The following is a 17,863-nucleotide window of genomic DNA, read 5'->3' on the forward strand; positions in this document are numbered from 1 at the left end:
AACGGTGCAGCGGTTTTGCGCAACGACATGCGCAAAACCAAGACCCAAAAGCGTGGGCCAAGCGAATCTGAAAGATCGCGACGCGCTTTAGAGCAGTTCCGTTTTTCTCCGAATCACGGAATGCTCTATCTCTTTGTTTTCACGCAATTCCGGACGCAAAACCGCTCCGCACTTTTGCTGGAATTGCTTTAGCGAAAACCGCCGCTGGCGGCCAATCGTTCGCCGGTCAGCCAGCGGGCATCGTCGGAAGCGAGGAAGACGGCAATGTCGGCGATATCGTCCGGCTGGCCGATGCGGCCGAGCGGCGTCTGGGCGACCAAGGTCTGTTGCAAATCCGAGCCGATGACGCCGGCCGAGTGGGTGCCCTCAGTCTCCACCATGCCCGGCAGAATGGCGTTGACGCGGATCCTGCGCGGGCCAAGCTCCTTGGCAAGCACGCTATTGATGCCCTCCACGGCTCCTTTCGTCCCGGTGTAGACGGCCGAGGCCGGCAGCCCCAGGCTGGTGACCACCGAGGAGATGTTGATGATGCTGCCGCCTTCGCCAAGATGTTTGGCCGCCGCCTGCGTGGTCAGGAGAACACCGAGAACATTCACGTCGAACATGCGACGATACTGTTCTTCGGTCACCTCACCGATCGGGGCGAATTCATAGACGCCTGAGTTGTTGACCAGCACGTCGAGCTTGCCGAACTCCTTGACCGCCGCATCGACCAGCCCCTGTGCCTCACCGGCCTTCGAAACATCGCCCTGCACCGCGATGGCTTTGCCACCGGCCGCGCTGATCGCCTCGACCACGGCGTCCGCTCCCGCCTTGCTCGAAGCGTAATTGACCACCACTTGCGCACCCTCTGCTGCGAATGCCTTGGCAATCGCAGCGCCAATGCCTTTGGAGGCGCCCGTTACGACAGCGACCTTTCCTGTGAGCTTAGCCATTTCTCGTTCCTTCAGATCTGGATAGCCGCCGGGATTGGCAGGCTTGTTCCATAGTTCAGAAATTCGGAACTGTTGATCTCGATGTCAAGGGACGCTATATAAAATTCATGAGACCGCTCTTTCACCCAGCCCTGGAGGACATCAAGCCCGAGGCGATCCTCTATGCGCTGTCCGATCCGGAGCGCGTTGCCATTTACGCAAAGCTTGCCGGCGCCAGCGGTGGCGGGACGTGCTCTGCGCTTGCCGATCTCGGCGACCGCGTCATTCCAAAGTCGTCGCTGTCCAACCATTTCAAGGTGCTGCGCGAGTCCGGGCTGATCATGAGCGAGCGCCAGGGTGTGGAGATGCGCAATCAAACGCGCTGCACCGAGTTGGACGAACGCTTCCCGGGCCTGATCAAGGCCATTCTGACGGCTTACGGCCAGCTCCCCGGGCAGCCGAAGGCGGACTGATCGCCACTAGAGCATGTCGCGCAAAAGTGTGCCGCGGTTTTGCGACAACGACATGCGTAAAAACAAGGACCTAAAGCGCGAGGAGCGAATCTGAAAGATCGCGACGCGCTTTAGAGCACGGCCCCCAATGGCCGCTGCCGGCGCAGGTTCGCCTAGAGCCTTTCCGGGTTAGATTGAAGCATTCTGTTGGCTCAAACGGAGTCGGATGGTCGACCGGCCGGCGCGCGTCGTAGCCAAGCTCTACGGCCAAGCCGGCCGGTCGATCAGCCGGCCCGTTTCAGCCAACCTTCCCGCAGATTTGCTTGGCAAATTTGCAAGACTCAGAATCGCCAGGCGCACCTATCGCTTCGCCATGGCGAAGCGGTGCGGCCGGTGGGCCGGGCATCTTTGCGCCAGGGCAAAGGCGATCGGCTCGGACGTACCAAGAGGTATGCCCGTCGCCAATCGCCTTTGCCCTGACGAAAACCTGCTCCGGCAGAATGCTTCAATCTAGCCCGGAAGGCTCTAGGGTCAGGACTCGCTAATCACAGCCGGAAGATGACGGAAGCTGGCTCTTTGGCGTGAAAGCGGGGAGAACCTTTCCGCCGGGTTCATTTTTCCCCATGATAACTGCCGAAGTATTTTACGGGTGACCAGGCCGGAAGGATCTCGGGCAGTTTTGGCGATAGAGAGCTATAGTCCTGCGCACCAAACACGACCTTTCCGTCCATGATAGTGAGCACAGAAGATATAGAGCTGATTTGATCTTCCGGCACGGCGAAGTAGTCCCTGTCGAGAACGGCGAAGTCTGCCAGATTTCCGGGGGCGATCACGCCCAGCTCGGCTTCTGCATTCATGAACCAGGCTGCCCCACTGGTGAACAGTTTCAGCGCCTCAACGCGGGAGAGCTGGTTGTTCTCGGCGAGAACCTCCGATCCCGACACAGACTTGCCGGACACCATCCAGCTTATACCAACCCACGGGTTGAACGTGGCTGCCCGGAATGCATCGGTGGTCATGGCCAGAGGGATGCCACTATCCAGGAGTGTACGCAGGCGCGGTGTCTCCAGCGCCTTCTCGCGACTATATGTCTTGATGAAGCCATCGGCGTGCAGCGCCATTTTGGCGTCCAGGGCGATGCCGCCCCCCAGCTTTTTCACCCGATCGATGTTCTCCGGACTAATGGTCTCTGCGTGCTCGAGACTCCATTTCAGGCCATCAAGCGGGGTCGTTTCGTTCACCTTCTCAAGGGCGTCGAGAAAGGGGGAGATGTTCTCGTCGTAGCTGGCGTGCATGCGAAACGGGATACGCCGCTGGATCAGCTTCATCACATCCTGCTCGACGAAGCGCCGCATCGTCTCGGGCTCGATGATGACCGCCGGACGATCAAAGTTCTCATGATCGTGCACTTCCGCGCTCAGAACCTCCCCAGCCCCTCGATATACATGGCCATGTGCCAGAGTGGGGTGCAGGTTTTGTCCTGGGCTTACTGGCGCCGTTTTCGTGATCGCCTCGAGTTCCAGATCCACCATGTTTACCGGCCCGCCATCGCCGAGCTGCAAGTCCACGAAGGGCATGCGCACGTTGAGGCGGTTGTCTCGTGCAAGCACGTCCACCCTCGCCTGGGCCTCGGGGTATGGCCACCTGCCGCCATTATCGATGATCGAGGTCACGCCGACCCGGTTCAGACCGTGAATGCTATAGACTATCGAACTCACTTGTTCGTCCAACGTGGGCTGCGGCACCATGGTCTCGAGGGCGAGAAACAACCAAGTATAGCCGTGGACCACACCGGTCGGATTGCCGCGGCTGTCCTTTTCGAATTCGACGTCCGGCAACTGCGGGAACCGATCGGTGCCCACGCCAAGTGCCTCCATCGCCTGCTCATTCAAGAAAGCGCGGTTATAGGCATATTGCACGATCATGGGATGATCGGGCACGGCCTTGCGCAGTTCGGCCAGCGTGGGAAAGCGGCCCTCCTCGAATTGGTAGGGGGACCAGCCTCCGATCACCTTGACCCACTGATCCTCAGGCGTGCGTTGGGCCTGCTCGCTGAGCATGGTCAACGCGCGACGCAACGTCGGCACGCCATCCCATCTTACGTTGTAGTTGTAAGCCATGTCGTTGAGGACGTGCGTATGAGCATCGATGATGCCGGGGATGAGCCGGCGGCTGCGCGCATCAATCACCTTGGTCTCCGAATTTTTCAGACCGAGAATATCCACATCAGAACCGACGAAATAAATGCGGCCTTCCTTGATGGCCAAAGCCGAAGCTTCGGGCTGAGCACGGTTGCCGGTGAAGATCTTTGCGTTGAAAACGATCAGATCTGCGCCGGGCTGCTCCTGCGTCGTTTGTGCGTGAACTGCAGAGAAAGAAAAACTCGTCACAAACGCGATGAATATTTTTCTGAGCATTTTACCCTCGTTCGAATGATTTTTACGAATTGCGGTCATGCGCAAGCCGGCGCCTTGCGGATGCGTGCGATGGACGAAGAAGTGAGTTGAAGCCGTTAGATAGCCTATGGAATAAATCCTATATTGGCGGTTCGTCAGGCAGGTTGCGAGGATGCCTCCACGGGAGAGTCAGCCGCAGCGACGTTGTCATTCTCTTCTTTGCCTCGGTAGTCCTCGGTCGTGTGAAGCCGTGTTGCAAAATAAGGAACGCTTTGTGGAAGTTGAGGATCTGAGAATATTTGTCGAAGTTGCTGATGCGGGCGGAGTATCGTCTGCAGCGCTGCGACTGGGCATCTCCAAGTCGATGGTCAGCCGGCGGATCACCAGGCTTGAGGCGGAACTCGGCGCACAGCTATTTGCACGGACGACCCGCGGTATAGCGCTCACGGAAGCAGGCTTTACATTCAGAGATTACGCAGCACGGGTTTCTGCTGACTTGGATGTGGTGCGCGAAACGATCCTGCCCGCCGGTGAGCTTCGAGGCCGCATGCGCGTGGCCGCGCCCCTGTCATTTGGTCCGACCTATTTTGCTCCCGTCCTCTCCCAGATGGCTAGCCGACACCCGCAACTGCAAATCCTTTCCTCCTACACTGATCGCTTCGTCGATCTCGTGGGAGAGGGTTTTGATTGCGCAATCCGGCTGGGGCATCTGCCGGACTCGAACCTCGTCGCAAGACGTATCGGACCGATCTTTGGCAAGCTGGTTGCGAGTCCTGCCTACATCGAGGCTCACGGTGCCCCCGAAACACCGGACGAGATTGTCAATCACCAAGTCGTTATGCGGGACGCCGAGAAGTGGCAATTCATGAATGGCGACGAGATTGTCACGGTGCGTCCCCAGGGACGCTTCATAGCTGATAACGCGTTGTCCCTCGTAGTGGCCGCTCTGGATGGGCTCGGGGTCGCCTATCTGCCAGAACCGCTTGTCGCGGACCATATTTGTTCGGGCGCACTGGTGCCAATCATGACGCGTCATCCGATTCCGCCAGCCGGCATCTTCGTCGTGAGGCCGCCCGGCCAGTATCCCTCGCGAAAAGTGCGAACCCTCACTGAGATGCTTATCGAACGATTTGGAACTCGCTAATCACAGCCAGACAGACCGATCGAAAGGACAGAAATCGAAATAGAGTTTTCCTTCAAAAATCGCGAAGACTGCATTTTGTTTTTCATCTCTTGGTTTTATGAATAGCGCCATTCAGCTTATAGAATCAGCAGCTCATTGCAATCGTAGGTGCCTGCAGCCGCCACCGCCGTCATGGTCTTGTCACCGCGGAAAGCAGCCTGCCAGCAAAGCCCGATGGTACAGCGCCGATGCTCGACTTCGATCCGCTCTATTCGACCCCGCAGATTGCGGCCATCGAACAGTTCATTCATCGGCATTATCCGCTTGCAGGGCCGGTTTCCTGCCGGATGCTGCAACGCGGCTTGAATGATGTGTATCTTGCCCTCGGGAGCAACGGCGAGCGTTATGTGTTCCGGCTTTCCCACCGCCGCGCCCGTGGTCCGGCCGACGTCAAGACCGAAACGGCGTTCCTGGCGCATCTTGCGCAATCGGGCGTTCCCGTCGCCGCAGCCATCCCGACACGCGAGGGCAGCTTGTTCGTTGAGGGAGATGCGCCGGAGGGCGTGCGCCAGGCCGTGCTCTTCCGGGCGCTCGAGGGCCGCAAGCCGGATGCGGCGGATGCCGGCGATGCACAGGCCAACGGCAAGACCCTTGCTTTGCTGCACAATGCAGCCGAGACATTCCAGCCGGACGGAGCGCTCTATCGGCTCGACCTCGAACACTTGCTGCATCGGCCGCTTGCCCGCATATGCGATAGCGGCGTCGTGGACGACGCCGAGGTCCACAGCGATCTTGAAGACATCGCTGCGCGGACCGCAAAGGCGATCGAAGCCTTCGGCGATTTGACGTCGACGTATTGCCATGGCGACTGTCACGGCTTCAATGCACGGATCAACGATGCCGGCGAAGCCGTCTTTTTCGACTTCGATGACGGCGGTCCGGGATACCTCGCCTACGACTTGTCGGTGTTTTTGTGGGCGCAAACATCCTTCGGCCGGAGCTCAACCGCCATGTGGGACGCCTTCGTCGATGGCTATCGGGCCGTCCGGCCGATCACGCCAGCCGACTTCGAAGCCGCCCACCGCTTTGTGATCGTCCGCCACATCTGGCTGATGGGCGAGTACGCCAGCCGGGCACAGGAATGGGGAAGCGAGACGGTCGGCTGGATTGCAAGGCAGGCGAATTTCCTCAGGCAGTGGGAGACCGAGCGATGCGTCGATCGTCTGTTTTGAAGTCAGCTCTGCTCAGCAGCCGGAGGATCGGCGGTGCGTCGGCGCAGTCGGCGATCGCTTCGACCTTCGCCCACTCCTGGCGCAGGTAAAGGGATGCCCGTGAAGGTCGGGATGCAGGATGCCGATCCGCAGGGGACGTCAGAGACCAGCACGGCGATGACCGTGCCCTACAGGTATGCAGCAAACCGTTGACGGGCAGTTGGTCCACATTACGAGCCTAATCGACTTCTTTCCGCGTCACGTGCCCTTCGTGCTGGGGCAATGCGTCGGTGATGGTGAACCAGGGCGCTTTCGAACCGACGAACATGTGGTCCGTCGGTGAAATTGACGGAGCATCGACCAGCGTCCCCATCGCGACGTGCACGAACCCTCCGTCAACTCGAGAAAACAGCAGCGAGCCGCATGTCTTGCAATGCTCATCGCTGAACTGGTCTTTTTCGAATGAGGAGATTTCGCTTTCACCCTGAAGGATAGTCAGTTCGTTACCATGGATACGGGCGAATGCCTTGAACGCCGACCCCGTTGTGCGACGACAAGCTGCGCAATGACAGTTTGCTGCAAAGATGAACGCGTCTGTGACCTGATAACAGACTGCTTTGCACAGGCAGGTGCCCAGTAACGGGCGCTTATGGTTCGTCTCGCTCATCTAGAGCCTCCGCATGTCGTCATCGCTGCTGAGCTTCTGCCCTGCCCCAGACTTCGTCGAGCGTTTCCGCCCAGTGCTGACTGCGTTGGAAGAAAGACTTCTCGCCGGTTTCTGCCTTGGCCAAACGCCATCGATCGCGGTTTCGCCGCGTCGCAATTCAACACGACCCAACGCCGGTAACTCCTCGCGGCCGCCACTAGAGCATTTCCGTTTTTCTCCGAATCACGGAAATGCTCTATCTCTTTGTTTTCACGCAATTCCGGACGCAAAACCGCTCCGCACTTTTGCTGGAATTGCTCTGGTGGTTATCGGTCCGAAGCCTTGGCTACAAAGGCGAGGGCCGTCGCGTTGAATTCGTCCGGACGCTGTAACGGCGCGAAGTGACTAACGCCGGGCAGAATGATCAATTCGGCGCCCGGAATAGCGTCAGCCAGGTAGTTGGCATGCTCTCGCTTGATAAATTCGTCATGCTCGCCGAGTGCGATGACCACAGGCACTTTGATGGCGCCAAGGTCCTCTTTGGTATAGTTTGGCTGGGTTCGCATCATCAGTCCCACCGCGCCGACAAACTGGTCGAAGTCACCTGGCGTGGCGGAGAGCATGGCGTAGTCTTTCTTGTGGCGGCTGAAGCAGCGATCGAGAAGCGGACTCGGTTCGATCTGCTTTGTGCCACTAGGATCCATGTTGCAGGCAAAAAAGAAGACGCCTGCCACGCGTGCTGGTGCCTTGGAGGCAAGCACCAGAGCGACGCAGGCGCCGTCACTCCAGCCGACCAGGGTAGCCTTGTCGAGGGACAGGTGGTCCATAACAGCCACGACGTCAGAAGCCATGAATTCATAGGAATATGGTCTGTCATCGCGGGTGCTGCGGCCGTGCCCGCGACTGTCGATCGTCACCACGCGGTGGCCCGCCGCCGCCAATGCCGAAACCTGATTTCCCCAGTTGCCGCTGTGGCCGAGTCCGCCATGCAAGAGAATGATGGGAGGACCGCTACCAAATGATGCGTACCAGATCAGGGCTCCGTCATGCTCTACCCGACCCTCGCGATCGGGGACAGGAAGGGCGGCTCCATGCTCGGCAAACCGGCTAATATCGTCGTCATATAAACTCATATCGCGTCCCGTGTTTTTAGAGCTATGCGCCTCCAGCGAATAGGCGCTTCATCGTTGACACATACCGAACGTACGGTATAAATAACCGTATGTCTAGACCAACCAAACATACACCCGAGCGGGGTGATGCTCGAACCCGGCTCCTGGAAGCTGCAAGAGACATTATGCGCGCCAAAGGCTTCGCCGCGGCCAGCGTTGATGATCTTTGCAAGGCGGCAGCGGTAACTAAGGGGGCATTCTTCCACAGCTTCGGTAGCAAGGAAGCTCTGGGAGTTGCCGCTGCGGAATTTTGGGCGAGGACCACCTCGGACTTTTTCGCCGCTGCTCCCTATCATCATCCTCTCGGCGCGCTGGATCGGGTGCTTGCGTATGTCGCTTTTCGCAAAGCAATCATTACCGACGATGTCGCAGAGTCTAGCTGTCTGGTCGGGACGATGGTTCAGGAAACCTACATGACCTCCCCTCGCATCCGCGATGCGTGTGGAGCCAGCATATTCGGTCATGCGTCAACGTTGGAGGCCGACATTGAACTGGCCCGCGGTGAACGCGGCATTATGGATGATTGGACTGCCGAAAGCCTGGCTCGATACACGCAGACGGTAATTCAAGGAGGTTTTGTTCTTGCGAAAGCAGGAAATAATGCGGAGTTGGCGCGCGAAAGTCTCGCTCATTTGGAGCGCTATATCCGCCTTCTGTTTCGCGTTGCCGAGGACAAGACGTGAGCGAGATCAACTGCCGCAGCTGGTTCACTCCTTGAGCGATGGCTGTCCGGCCGTCAGCTCTGCACCTGCGAGCGCAGCCAGTCCTGAAGCTTGTCCACCGCTTCGGACTTCCGATATCGCGGCTTCACCAGATAGAAGTGCGAGCGCGCTCTGAGGGCGCCGTCGAAGACCTGCCTCAGCCTGCCCGCCTCGATGTCGGTCGAGACGAAAGCGCGGGTCGCCGTAGCGATGCCCTGCCCGGCGATGGCAGCTTCGATTGCGTGCGATGTCTGTGAGAAGCTAATGCCCCGAAACAGCGTGGGATCGCCGCCGCCGAGGAAGCGATCGATATATTCGGGCCAGGAATTATGGGCATCGTGAAGCAGCGTGTAGTGCGAGAGTTCTTCCGCATTCTCAGGCTCGGCTCCCTCGGCGACGAGGCTCGGATTGCAGATGGCAATGATCTCCTGCTCGAACAGCAGCTCGGCGGCGAGGCCTGGACCGAAGGGAGGGCTGCCATATCGGACGGCGAGATCGACGCCGTCGGCCTGGAAGCTGGAAATGCGGTCCGTCGCCAGGATGTGGAGATCGAGATCGGGATGCCTCGAGGTGAAATCAGGAAGACGCGGGATCAGCCATCTCGAGGCAAAGGTCGGTGTCGTGCTGACCACCAGCTTGACCGGCTGTGGCTTCAGGTTCGCCGTCGCGTTTGAAAGCAGTTCGAAGGCGCGCCGGACGTCGGCGACGTAGCTTCGCCCCTCGCCCGTCAGCGCCAATGACTTCGGCAGGCGCTCGAACAACGTCACCCCGAGTTCCGCCTCAAGCCCGCGCACATGCTGGGCGACGGCTCCCTGGGTGACGCCGAGCTCTTCGGCCGCGAGCCGGAAATTCAGATGACGCGCCGCCACGTCGAAGGCCTTGAGGCCGTTGAGGGAGGGAAGATTACCGACGGACATGGACATTCGATAGTTTTTCTACTGGGACATTTCACGAAAACTGGTTCGCTCTCGCGTAAAGCCCATGGTATTCCAGGGATCAACGCCCGGCAATGGGTGCAAACCGAGTAGGGATAACGGCGATGGCAGTAGAAAAGGTGGCGATCATTACGGCTGGCGGCAGCGGCATGGGTGCGGAAGCCGCCAGGCGGCTGGCGGTCGATGGCTTCAAGGTCGCCATCCTGTCCTCGTCAGGCAAGGGCGAGGCGCTTGCCGCCGAACTGGGCGGCATCGGCGTCACCGGCTCGAACCAGTCGAACGACGACCTCAAGCGCCTGGTCGACGCGACGATGGAGAAATGGGGCCGTGTCGACGCTCTCGTCAACAGCGCCGGCCACGGCCCCCGTGCGCCGATCACCGAGGTCACCGACGAACAGTGGCACGCGGGCATGGACATTTATTTCATGAATGTGGTCCGTCCCGTGCGGCTGGTCACGCCGATCATGCGGGCGCAGAAGTCGGGCGCGATCGTCAATATCTCCACCGCCTGGGTGTCCGAACCGTCGGCGATGTTCCCGACCTCGGCCGTCTTCCGCGCCGGGCTCGCCGCTTACACCAAGATTTATGCCGATACCTATGCGGGCGACGGCATCCGCATCAACAACGTGCTGCCAGGCTGGATCGACAGCCTGCCGGCGACGGAGGAGCGCCGCGACAGCGTGCCGATGAAACGCTACGGCACCAGCGCCGAAGTGGCCGCGACGATTTCCTTCCTCGTTTCCGAAGGGGCGGGTTATATCACCGGCCAGAGCCTCAGGATCGACGGCGGCCTTACCCGGTCCGTCTGAAGGGATGACTTTCAACGCCAAGGAGAACAGCGATGTGCTTCAACAGGTACGTCAAGGCCGGCGAGATAAACAAGGCTGAGGCGGCACAGTGACCCTCGCCGAGGTCGATGCATCGGCCTGGGCCGAGCTGGAAGGTGCCGCCGCCGATCCGCAGTCGGCCTTCCGCTACCTGAACCTCTGTTCGGTCGATGCCGGCGGCCGGCCGCAAGCCCGCATGGTGGTGCTGAGGCGCGTGGATGCCGCGCGACGCCTCCTGGAAATCCATACGGATGTCAGAAGCCCGAAATGGCAGGAAATATCGGCCGATCCTCGGGTCACCCTCCTCGGCTTTGGCCCGCAGCCGAAAGTGCAGCTTCGCCTGCAGGGATCGGCCGAACTCCATGGACCGACAAGCCAATGCGCGGCCGAGGCCTGGAGCTCGCTGCCGCGATCGACGCGCAGCACCTATATGGGCGGGCCGCCGGGCGACGACATCGGCGAGCCGGCAAGCGAGGCACCGGTCGCAGACGGCGAAGGACGGGCCTTCTTCGGGGTGCTGATCTTCCGGGCCGAGACGCTGGACTGGTTCCAACTGCGTCACGCCGACAACCGACGCGCAATCTTTGCCTACAACAATCTGGGCGCGCTGACCTCCTCCCGCTGGGTCAATCCCTGAACGCCAGGCGACATCGAAACCGCCGATCGGTTTGTATCGTCCACCACATCCGGCTGATGGGCGAATACGCAGGGCACAGGAATGGGCAAGCGAGGCTGTCGGCTGGATTGCAAGGCGGGCGAATTTCCTCAAGACGTGGGAGACCGCGCGATGTGTCGACCGCCTGTTCTGAAGCACCCTTTGACGCGCGGCTTAGCGGCTTAGCCGCTCAGCCTTCAAACCGAACATGATGCTCCAGCCATGCGACAGCGAAGCTGCAGATCGCGGCCGCGTCGACCAGGACCGATTCTGCGTCTCCGACCAGGCCCTGCGCACCCTGCCCGCTGGCGAGAAACGCGCCCACGATCCGGCCGAAATAATCGTCGTCGAGGCCCGGCACGACTGGGTCGCTTGTGTCGAACTCTTCCAGCATGCGCCACACCACGCCGGCCGATGTGACAATGGGCGCCTCGTAGCGGCGCAGGCGCTTGTTCGGAATTCGCGCCAGGTGTTCTGCATGGTGGAGCAGGGTCATGGTGTCGAGCGGGGCGCCGGCCATCAGAACCTTGCCGCCTGCAGCCACCAGCCTGCCGAGCGGCGATGTCTCTCCATAGCCGTAATCGAGTGGGTGATCGGCGGTGAGCCAATCGGCGCACGCACCGATCGTCGCGACCGAGGCGCCCGGATTGCCGCTGCGCCTTGCCCCCGGTGTCGTTCGAATAAATTCGGCGAGCACGCCATTATCGCGGGCAGCGCGACAAACAGCCGGATCGAACGGCGCGATATGTGCGCGCCATTCCGGCGGGACGCGGCCATTTTCATCCAGCAACGCATCATAGGCGCCGTTCCAGTCGGTGTAGGCGACGATGGTGCCGGAAGGCCCCACGGCATCGCGAAGCGCTTCGATCAGTACATCAGGCCCGTTGAGCAGCCGCCCCACCCGCTTCATCGCGGCGTGGACCATGACAAAGTTGCCGGCGCGAATGCCGAGACTGTCCAGGTCCCTGGCGAGCGAGAGGCGGGTGTGAATGCGCGGAACGATCATCGGCAGACGATCCTAGGGTCACGAACCTATTGAATCTGGCATCAACGCCAAGAGCAATCGCTATCAAGATAGCCCACGAACGGCAACTTCTCGCCATTATGAGATTTAGATCAAGGTCTCAATAGCGCTGCAACCACACCACGCATTTGCCTCGGTCACAGAACCCTTCTTCAATAAGGACTCTCTCGTACTGCGCAAACGGATCGACCTATTAGGCCTTACGATCCTTGCGGGCGGGTATCGTCACTCCCCTGATTACCCCGAAAATCGCTCCAAACATTCCGCCGATGACGATCCCTGCGGAGCCTCCCGCTAACGCCGCAATGAAGCAGTAGGCGATCCAAGAGCCAACGCTGGATGCATCGCCCAGGAGCGCCGTGGATACCGCCCCGATCACCGCACCAAGGATGCCAAACACGATGCCCACCCCGGTAACGGACTCCGAGGGGTCGATGGTGCGAATACGCGGGCTTTGTGTGGTGCCGGAGGCACCTAACGGAGACTGATGATCCGTCTCTTCCATTCGAACCTCCTTCAGAGTGTTTTACATTTGTGTTTTCAGCCGCCGAGAGGCTTGTCGTCCTTCTCGAACAATATCCTCTCTGCTGCGCCATCCAGATCGTCGTATTGGCCGGTGCGCAAACACCAAAGAAAAGCGCCAAGCCCGGCGATACCCATCAGGAGGGCTACGGGAATGAGAAACGACAACGTGCTCACTGTCTTGCTCCTACCAAGCCACTTATCCGGCCCAAGTTCCGCTCTGGTGGCGTTCTGTCGATCTCAAGCCTCATTGCATTCGCGACGACCAGTATGGACGACGAGGACATCGCTATCGCGGCGATGAGCGGGTTTACATAGCCGAGCAATGCGAGCGGGATGCTGCAAGCATTATAAACAATAGCCAAAGCAAAATTCTGACGGATCAGTGCACCCGCGCGCCCTGCCGTTGTAATGGCGATCTCGACCCCGTCCATGCCTCCACTGAGCAGAATGAAGTCGGCGGCACTTCGACCGATGTCGCTTCCCGAAGCCGGAGCCATGGCAACATGGGCGGCCTTGAGCGCCACCGCGTCGTTTATTCCGTCACCGATCATCGCGACGTTGCGTCCGCTGTCGCGTAACGCTTCGATAGTCTTCGCCTTGTCCTTAGGAAGGGCGGCTGATGTTACCGTGTCGATTCCAAGCTCCTTTGCCACCGCACGAGCCGCTTCCGGGGCGTCGCCCGTCAGCATCTGGACGGCGATGCCGCGGCTCTTCAGGAACTGCACCGCCTGCGCCGACCCCACCCGGAGGCTTTCTCCGAAAACGAAGGAAGCGAGGATTTCTGCCTGTCGCGTCAGGACGACCGTGGAAGCTGCGGCAGTCCGATCCTCTCTCTGGCCGCCCGTCGCCCAGGCCGCTCGTCCGAGTCGATAGATTTGCCCATCGAAAGATGCCTCGAGACCGCTGCCCGGAACCTCTCTGACGTCGTCGAGCGCGAGGGCTTGCGGCTCGCGTCGTGAGGCGTAGGCCGCAATCGCAGTCGACATCGGATGACTGGAGTACCGCGCCAGCGAAGCTGCCAATGAAAACTCCAACGGTCCGACGCAGTTCCCGCTCAGCAGCGTCGGCTCGTATTGCGTCAGGGTGCCGGTCTTGTCGAACACGACGGTGTCGATTTCCGCCAGGCGTTCCAACGCAGAACCGTCCCGCGCCACGACGCCGTGCTTGAACAACTTACGGGCGGCGACGACCTGGACCATCGGAACCGCGAGCCCGAGAGCGCAAGGGCAAGCTATGATCAGGACGGAGATCGCGGTCGTCAGGGCGAGGTGGACGTCTCTCGTCATCACGAACCACTGAATGAATGTCAGAATCGAGAGACTATGGACAATTGGAGCATAGAGGCGCGCTGCCCTGTCCACGAGCAGCCGATATTGGGATCGGCCGCCCTCGACGGCTTCGAGCATCCCATGTATCTCGGCGAGGATCGAATCTGCAGGCATTGCGGTGGCTTCGACAGTCAGGGGATGGCCAACGTTCAACTCGCCCGCGCGAACCTTTTCGCCTGGTCCGACGCTCGTCCATCGGCTCTCTCCCGTCAGCAACGAGCGGTCAAGCTCCGTGAGGCCGGAGAGAATGGTGCCGTCAGCCGGAATTCTGTCGCCGGCGGCAATCAGAGTGTGGGTTCCGGGCGCGATTTCGTTCAGCGGAACATACTCGATCCGTCCGTCCGCGCGTATCACATTCGCGCCTTTCGGCATCATCTCGGCCAGCGCCGTCGCCGCCGAGTGTGCCTTCCTTCGCATCAGATGATCCAGCGTGCGTCCGATGAGCAAAACGAAGAGTAGCGAGGTACTGGCCTCGAAGTAGGCTTGCCGTCCTTCGGCGAACGTGTCGTATACGCTGAGACCGAACGAGAGCAAGACGCCGATGCTGACGGGCACATCCATGTTGGCCCGACCGTGCACGAGCGCCCGCCACGCCGACCGGTAGAATGTCGCCCCGGAGTAGATCACGGCCGGTAGTGCGAGCGCGGCCGACATCAGGTGGAGCGTCTGACGTGTTGCCGGGTCGGCACCCGCCCAGACCGATACGGACAGCACCATGATGTTCATTGAGCAAAAGCCGGCGACTGCCAGCGCGCGCAGCAGGCCTGACACCTCACCGTCCGGTTGATCGCGGCCTTCCGCCGGCAAGACGGCCGTGTAACCGATCGTTCCGATCAGGGCGGCAAAATCGGGCGGCGAACCATTTTCCGCGTGCCAATGGATGGTTACGCGCTTCGCCGTCAGATTGGCGCGCGCCATGTGAACGTCGGGGTGCTTGCCAAGGGTCGATTCCAGAAGCGCCATGCATGCGCCGCATCGCATGTCCGGAACGGACAGGGTGATCTGCCTGAGACCGTTGCCCAAATCCCTGCTTGCCAACGCAACCTCGTCCACACCCGGCCTTCTTGGTCCGGGCTCGTGGAGTGACGACGCAATGGACGCGCAGCAGGTCATTGTCCGTTCCTCGCTACCTCATTGCCTTGTAGGCATGCCATGTGGCGTGGCCGAGCAAAGGAAAAACGACGATCAGTCCGACAAGTCCCGTCAGCAGGCTGGCGAGGAAGAGGGCGAGCACGATCGCACCCCAGACCATTGACGGTCCCATGTTGTTCCAGACCATGACAACGCTGACGCCCATCGCCGTGAAGGCGTCAATGCGCTCATCCAGAAGCATCGGGATTGAGAACACCCCGATTGCAAAGGCGAATCCAGCGAACAATGCGCCGACACACAAGCCGACGATCAGCATGCCCCAGCCCGAGGGAGTGGTGACCAATAGCCTTGCTACGCCATCAAGGCCGGGGAACGGATTAACGCCGAAAAAGAGCGCGTAGATAATGACCGCCGCCCTCATCCAGAGCAGCATCACCATGCACAGCAGCATCCCCGTGAAAAACACCTGCCCTCCAGCTCTCGGCCGGACGAATAACATCTCACGAAGCGTGATGCGCTCCCCGTTCGCCAAACTCCTGCTCTTGACATAGAGGCCGGCGGCAAAGAGCGGCGCGACGATCAATATGCCCGCCAATGCGGGAAAGAGAAGATAGTCGCGCTCGAGCCGAAACAGCATCACGGTGGCCGCCAACGCGAGTAGGAACACCACGAACCCGTAGGCCAGACTTGGCCAGGGTTGCCGGATCAAGTCCTGCCAACCTTTGCCAAGCCAACCGAGAGGAGCACCGAGGGGCAGATGCCGCTGCCACTTGGGATTCATCGTCTCCTGTATCCCTGATACCTCGCTCCGATATCGGCCGGAAGTGTCGTCCTGCGGCATCTGATCCTCCTCGCGCGTTCAGCAAGCTGAAGCGGCGGCCCTGAATTGGTTGGGTTGCTGGCCTTTTTCCTTGATATGCTCGATGCAGGCGGGCTGGGTGGCGATCGCCATGTAAACAAAATGGGCGTTAGCGCCGACAAAGATCGCCCCGGTCAGCCCGATCAGCAGCCACTTGAAAGCGCGTGGTATAGGTCTCTTCGCTTCGGGCATCACTGTTGACCCCCACCCAGCTTGTTCACATAAAGCGCGAGTATCTTTATCTCAGCGGGACTTAGGCGTTCGTCCCAGGTGGGCATATGTCCCTGCCGTCCGCCATGGATCGACTGGACGATCCGTTCGATGCCCCCGCCGTAAATCCAGCGGCCATCGGTCAGGTTCGGCGCACCCACATCCTGTTTGCCTTTGGCGTCTTCGCCGTGGCATGCCACGCAGCTAGCCATGAACACCTCGCGGCCCGCAGCTATCTGGCTGGCGTCTGCGGCTTCGGTGGACGAATTGCTCAACGAATAGACATAGGCGGCGACATCGCTCACCTGTTTTCGGTTGAGCATTTCGTCTGTTCCGAACGCAGGCATCTGCGACACGCGGCTTTGCGAGTGTGTCGTATTGACTCCCACCGTCATGGTCTGGACGATCTTTTCTGGTCCTCCACCCCAAAGCCAGTCGTCATCGGTAAGATCGGGGAAGTCTCGTCCGCCCTTGCCGTCCCTTCCATGACAGGCGGCGCAGTTGTCTCCGAACAACTGGTGGCCGCTGGAGGCCACCTTCTCCATCAGCTTTGCGTCTGCACGGATTTCATCAAAGGAACTGGTCTCGATCTTCTCGATCCAGGGCGCGCGCGAAGCATCGGCTTCTATGATCTTTCGCTCTACCGCCTGCTTTTGACCCGTCCCGATCAGGCCCCTCGTATACGTGCTTCCAAGCGGCCAAGTCGGATACAGTATCCACCAGAGAGCGGCGAACAGGTGCGTGATGATCAGGAAGAGCAGAACCCCGCGTGGTACAGGAGTATCGAGCTCCTTGATGCCGTTCCAAATGTGTCCCGTCGTCTTCCGGCCTGTTACGGGATCGACTTCCTCTATCGCCATGGGGTGTCGTCCTTATCGAATATGTCCGTTTCCGCCCGATCGAAACGCGCCTTGTTGGAAGGCCAGAAGGTGTAGATGATCACCCCGATCGAAAACAGAATGAGATAGAACAAGCCCCAAACCTTGGACAGTTCCAACATGGTTTCGTGGGTAAGATCCATTTCAAATCCCCTGAGCAATCAATTGTTGGGGTTCGGCATTTGCTCCGGTGCCGCAGTGTTCTGGTAGGCAGCCTTTGTGAGCCTGCCAAGCACCTGCAGATAGGCGACCATGGCGTCCATTTCCGTCACTCTGGTTTTTACGCCGTCAAAGGCTGAGACCTGCGTGTCTTGCCCATAACGTTCCGTGACGCCTGAGGACTGTTCGCTGTCTGGATTGGCTTGGCCGAAGGCATCGGCAGACGCGTTTGCGACCATGTCGTCCGTATAAGGCACTCCCACGGTTCTCAGCGCCGCCACTTGGTCGCGCAGATCGGCCAGATCGAGCGGGGTTGTCGCCAACCATTGATAAGACGGCATGTTGGATTCCGGGACGACCTCGCGAGGGTTGATCAAATGGGCTACGTGCCAGAGATCGGAATACTTCCCGCCGATGCGCGCCAGATCGGGACCCGTGCGTTTTGATCCCCACAACATGGGATGGTCGTACTTGGATTCGACCGCAAGAGAATAAGGACCGTACCGCTCGACCTCGTCCCGCAGCGTTCTGATCATCTGGCTGTGGCAGGCGTAGCAGCCTTCGCGAACATAGATGTTCCGGCCCGCCGCCTCGAGGGGTGTGTACACTCTCATGTCGGGGGCGTCCTCGACCGTCTCGTGGATCGTGAACAGCGGGGCGATCTCGACAAGCCCGCCGACGCTTCCCGCCACAACGATAGCCAGCATGAACCCGACGGCCGTCCGTTCCAGTCTTCCGTGCAGAGGTTCGCTCATC

Annotated in this window: 21 protein-coding genes and 1 pseudogene; 7 read left to right on the top strand and 15 right to left on the bottom strand. The window is 60.0% G+C overall.

The features are described 5' to 3' along the window. Window positions 1-188: 188 nt before the first annotated feature. Window positions 189-935, bottom strand: coding sequence for a glucose 1-dehydrogenase (locus OLZ32_RS35025; protein ID WP_003546203.1), 747 nt, complete (start codon window positions 933-935; stop codon window positions 189-191). A 107-nt stretch (window positions 936-1,042) separates the two neighbouring features. Between OLZ32_RS35025 and OLZ32_RS35030 the strand changes: the two genes are divergently transcribed. Further along, window positions 1,043-1,387, top strand: a complete 345-nt coding sequence (locus tag OLZ32_RS35030; protein WP_003546202.1) for an ArsR/SmtB family transcription factor — start codon at window positions 1,043-1,045, stop codon at window positions 1,385-1,387. Window positions 1,388-1,977: 590 nt separating this feature from the next. Here OLZ32_RS35030 and OLZ32_RS35035 read toward each other — a convergent pair. Then, window positions 1,978-3,783 (bottom strand): amidohydrolase, encoded by a 1,806-nt coding sequence (locus OLZ32_RS35035; protein ID WP_319641152.1) that lies wholly within the window; start codon window positions 3,781-3,783, stop codon window positions 1,978-1,980. Window positions 3,784-4,036: 253 nt separating this feature from the next. Here OLZ32_RS35035 and OLZ32_RS35040 point away from each other — a divergent pair, with 253 nt between their 5' ends. Further along, window positions 4,037-4,906, top strand: a complete 870-nt coding sequence (locus tag OLZ32_RS35040) for a LysR family transcriptional regulator (protein ID WP_264424990.1) — start codon at window positions 4,037-4,039, stop codon at window positions 4,904-4,906. Window positions 4,907-5,022: 116 nt separating this feature from the next. Here OLZ32_RS35040 and OLZ32_RS35045 read toward each other — a convergent pair whose 3' ends face one another. Then, complete coding sequence (locus OLZ32_RS35045; RefSeq protein WP_264424996.1) at window positions 5,023-5,196, bottom strand: hypothetical protein; 174 nt, start codon at window positions 5,194-5,196, stop codon at window positions 5,023-5,025. On the opposite strand from OLZ32_RS35045, the gene OLZ32_RS35050 reads away from it, so the two are divergent. Beyond that, window positions 5,134-6,117, top strand: a complete 984-nt coding sequence (locus OLZ32_RS35050) for a phosphotransferase enzyme family protein (RefSeq protein WP_264424922.1) — start codon at window positions 5,134-5,136, stop codon at window positions 6,115-6,117. The two genes, OLZ32_RS35045 and OLZ32_RS35050, sit on opposite strands and share 63 nt — an antisense overlap. Window positions 6,118-6,334: 217 nt before the next feature. On the opposite strand, the gene OLZ32_RS35055 is transcribed toward OLZ32_RS35050, so the two are convergent. Together OLZ32_RS35055 and OLZ32_RS35060 are read right to left on the bottom strand one after the other, a co-directional pair. Next, a complete protein-coding gene (locus OLZ32_RS35055) occupies window positions 6,335-6,763 on the bottom strand; it encodes a GFA family protein (protein ID WP_264424923.1) in 429 nt (142 codons plus the stop codon). Between the two features lie 305 nt (window positions 6,764-7,068). Beyond that, the gene (locus OLZ32_RS35060) at window positions 7,069-7,875 is read right to left on the bottom strand and encodes an alpha/beta fold hydrolase (RefSeq protein WP_264424924.1); all 807 of its coding nucleotides are present in this window, start codon (window positions 7,873-7,875) and stop codon (window positions 7,069-7,071) included. Between the two features lie 89 nt (window positions 7,876-7,964). Here OLZ32_RS35060 and OLZ32_RS35065 point away from each other — a divergent pair, with 89 nt between their 5' ends. After that, window positions 7,965-8,597, top strand: a complete 633-nt coding sequence (locus tag OLZ32_RS35065; RefSeq protein ID WP_003546190.1) for a TetR/AcrR family transcriptional regulator — start codon at window positions 7,965-7,967, stop codon at window positions 8,595-8,597. Between the two features lie 53 nt (window positions 8,598-8,650). On the opposite strand, the gene OLZ32_RS35070 is transcribed toward OLZ32_RS35065, so the two are convergent. After that, window positions 8,651-9,538, bottom strand: coding sequence for a LysR substrate-binding domain-containing protein (locus OLZ32_RS35070; protein WP_264424925.1), 888 nt, complete (start codon window positions 9,536-9,538; stop codon window positions 8,651-8,653). A 116-nt stretch (window positions 9,539-9,654) separates the two neighbouring features. On the opposite strand from OLZ32_RS35070, the gene OLZ32_RS35075 reads away from it, so the two are divergent. The 3 genes and pseudogenes from OLZ32_RS35075 to OLZ32_RS39515 form a co-directional block, all read left to right on the top strand. Then, window positions 9,655-10,359, top strand: coding sequence for an SDR family oxidoreductase (locus OLZ32_RS35075; RefSeq protein ID WP_264424927.1), 705 nt, complete (start codon window positions 9,655-9,657; stop codon window positions 10,357-10,359). Window positions 10,360-10,447: 88 nt separating this feature from the next. Next, window positions 10,448-11,014: a pyridoxamine 5'-phosphate oxidase family protein gene (locus OLZ32_RS35080; protein ID WP_264424928.1), complete on the top strand. Its 567-nt coding sequence runs from the start codon at window positions 10,448-10,450 to the stop codon at window positions 11,012-11,014. Continuing rightward, window positions 11,015-11,186, top strand: a pseudogene (locus OLZ32_RS39515) (kinase); the annotation flags it as partial. A 36-nt stretch (window positions 11,187-11,222) separates the two neighbouring features. On the opposite strand, the gene aac(3) reads toward OLZ32_RS39515, so the two are convergent. From aac(3) to ccoO, 9 genes are all read right to left on the bottom strand, one after another. Then, on the bottom strand, window positions 11,223-12,038 hold the full coding sequence (gene aac(3), locus OLZ32_RS35085; RefSeq protein WP_264424929.1) for an aminoglycoside 3-N-acetyltransferase: 816 nt from the start codon (window positions 12,036-12,038) through the stop codon (window positions 11,223-11,225). A gap of 211 nt (window positions 12,039-12,249) precedes the next feature. Further along, window positions 12,250-12,561, bottom strand: coding sequence for a hypothetical protein (locus tag OLZ32_RS35090; RefSeq protein ID WP_264424931.1), 312 nt, complete (start codon window positions 12,559-12,561; stop codon window positions 12,250-12,252). A 35-nt stretch (window positions 12,562-12,596) separates the two neighbouring features. Then, window positions 12,597-12,755 (bottom strand): cbb3-type cytochrome oxidase assembly protein CcoS, encoded by a 159-nt coding sequence (ccoS, locus tag OLZ32_RS35095; RefSeq protein ID WP_003546179.1) that lies wholly within the window; start codon window positions 12,753-12,755, stop codon window positions 12,597-12,599. Beyond that, window positions 12,752-15,022: a heavy metal translocating P-type ATPase gene (locus tag OLZ32_RS35100; protein ID WP_319641150.1), complete on the bottom strand. Its 2,271-nt coding sequence runs from the start codon at window positions 15,020-15,022 to the stop codon at window positions 12,752-12,754. The genes ccoS and OLZ32_RS35100 overlap by 4 nt, the downstream gene beginning before the upstream one ends. A 13-nt stretch (window positions 15,023-15,035) precedes the next feature. Then, window positions 15,036-15,842 carry a DUF2189 domain-containing protein gene (locus tag OLZ32_RS35105; protein ID WP_003546174.1) on the bottom strand — a complete coding sequence of 269 codons (807 nt, stop codon included), beginning with the start codon at window positions 15,840-15,842 and terminating at the stop codon, window positions 15,036-15,038. Window positions 15,843-15,860: 18 nt separating this feature from the next. Beyond that, entirely contained in the window at window positions 15,861-16,052 is a 192-nt protein-coding gene (locus OLZ32_RS35110; protein ID WP_003546173.1) for a hypothetical protein, read from the bottom strand. Next, the gene (gene ccoP / locus OLZ32_RS35115) at window positions 16,052-16,930 is read right to left on the bottom strand and encodes a cytochrome-c oxidase, cbb3-type subunit III (RefSeq protein ID WP_264424934.1); all 879 of its coding nucleotides are present in this window, start codon (window positions 16,928-16,930) and stop codon (window positions 16,052-16,054) included. Before ccoP ends, OLZ32_RS35110 begins: the two co-directional genes overlap by 1 nt. Further along, the gene (locus OLZ32_RS35120; protein WP_003546168.1) at window positions 16,921-17,091 is read right to left on the bottom strand and encodes a CcoQ/FixQ family Cbb3-type cytochrome c oxidase assembly chaperone; all 171 of its coding nucleotides are present in this window, start codon (window positions 17,089-17,091) and stop codon (window positions 16,921-16,923) included. Before OLZ32_RS35120 ends, ccoP begins: the two co-directional genes overlap by 10 nt. A gap of 18 nt (window positions 17,092-17,109) precedes the next feature. Beyond that, entirely contained in the window at window positions 17,110-17,862 is a 753-nt protein-coding gene (ccoO, locus tag OLZ32_RS35125; RefSeq protein ID WP_003546166.1) for a cytochrome-c oxidase, cbb3-type subunit II, read from the bottom strand. Between the last annotated feature and the right edge of the window lies 1 nt (window position 17,863).

Source organism: Rhizobium acaciae, assembly GCF_025941625.1.
GTDB lineage: Bacteria > Pseudomonadota > Alphaproteobacteria > Rhizobiales > Rhizobiaceae > Rhizobium > Rhizobium acaciae.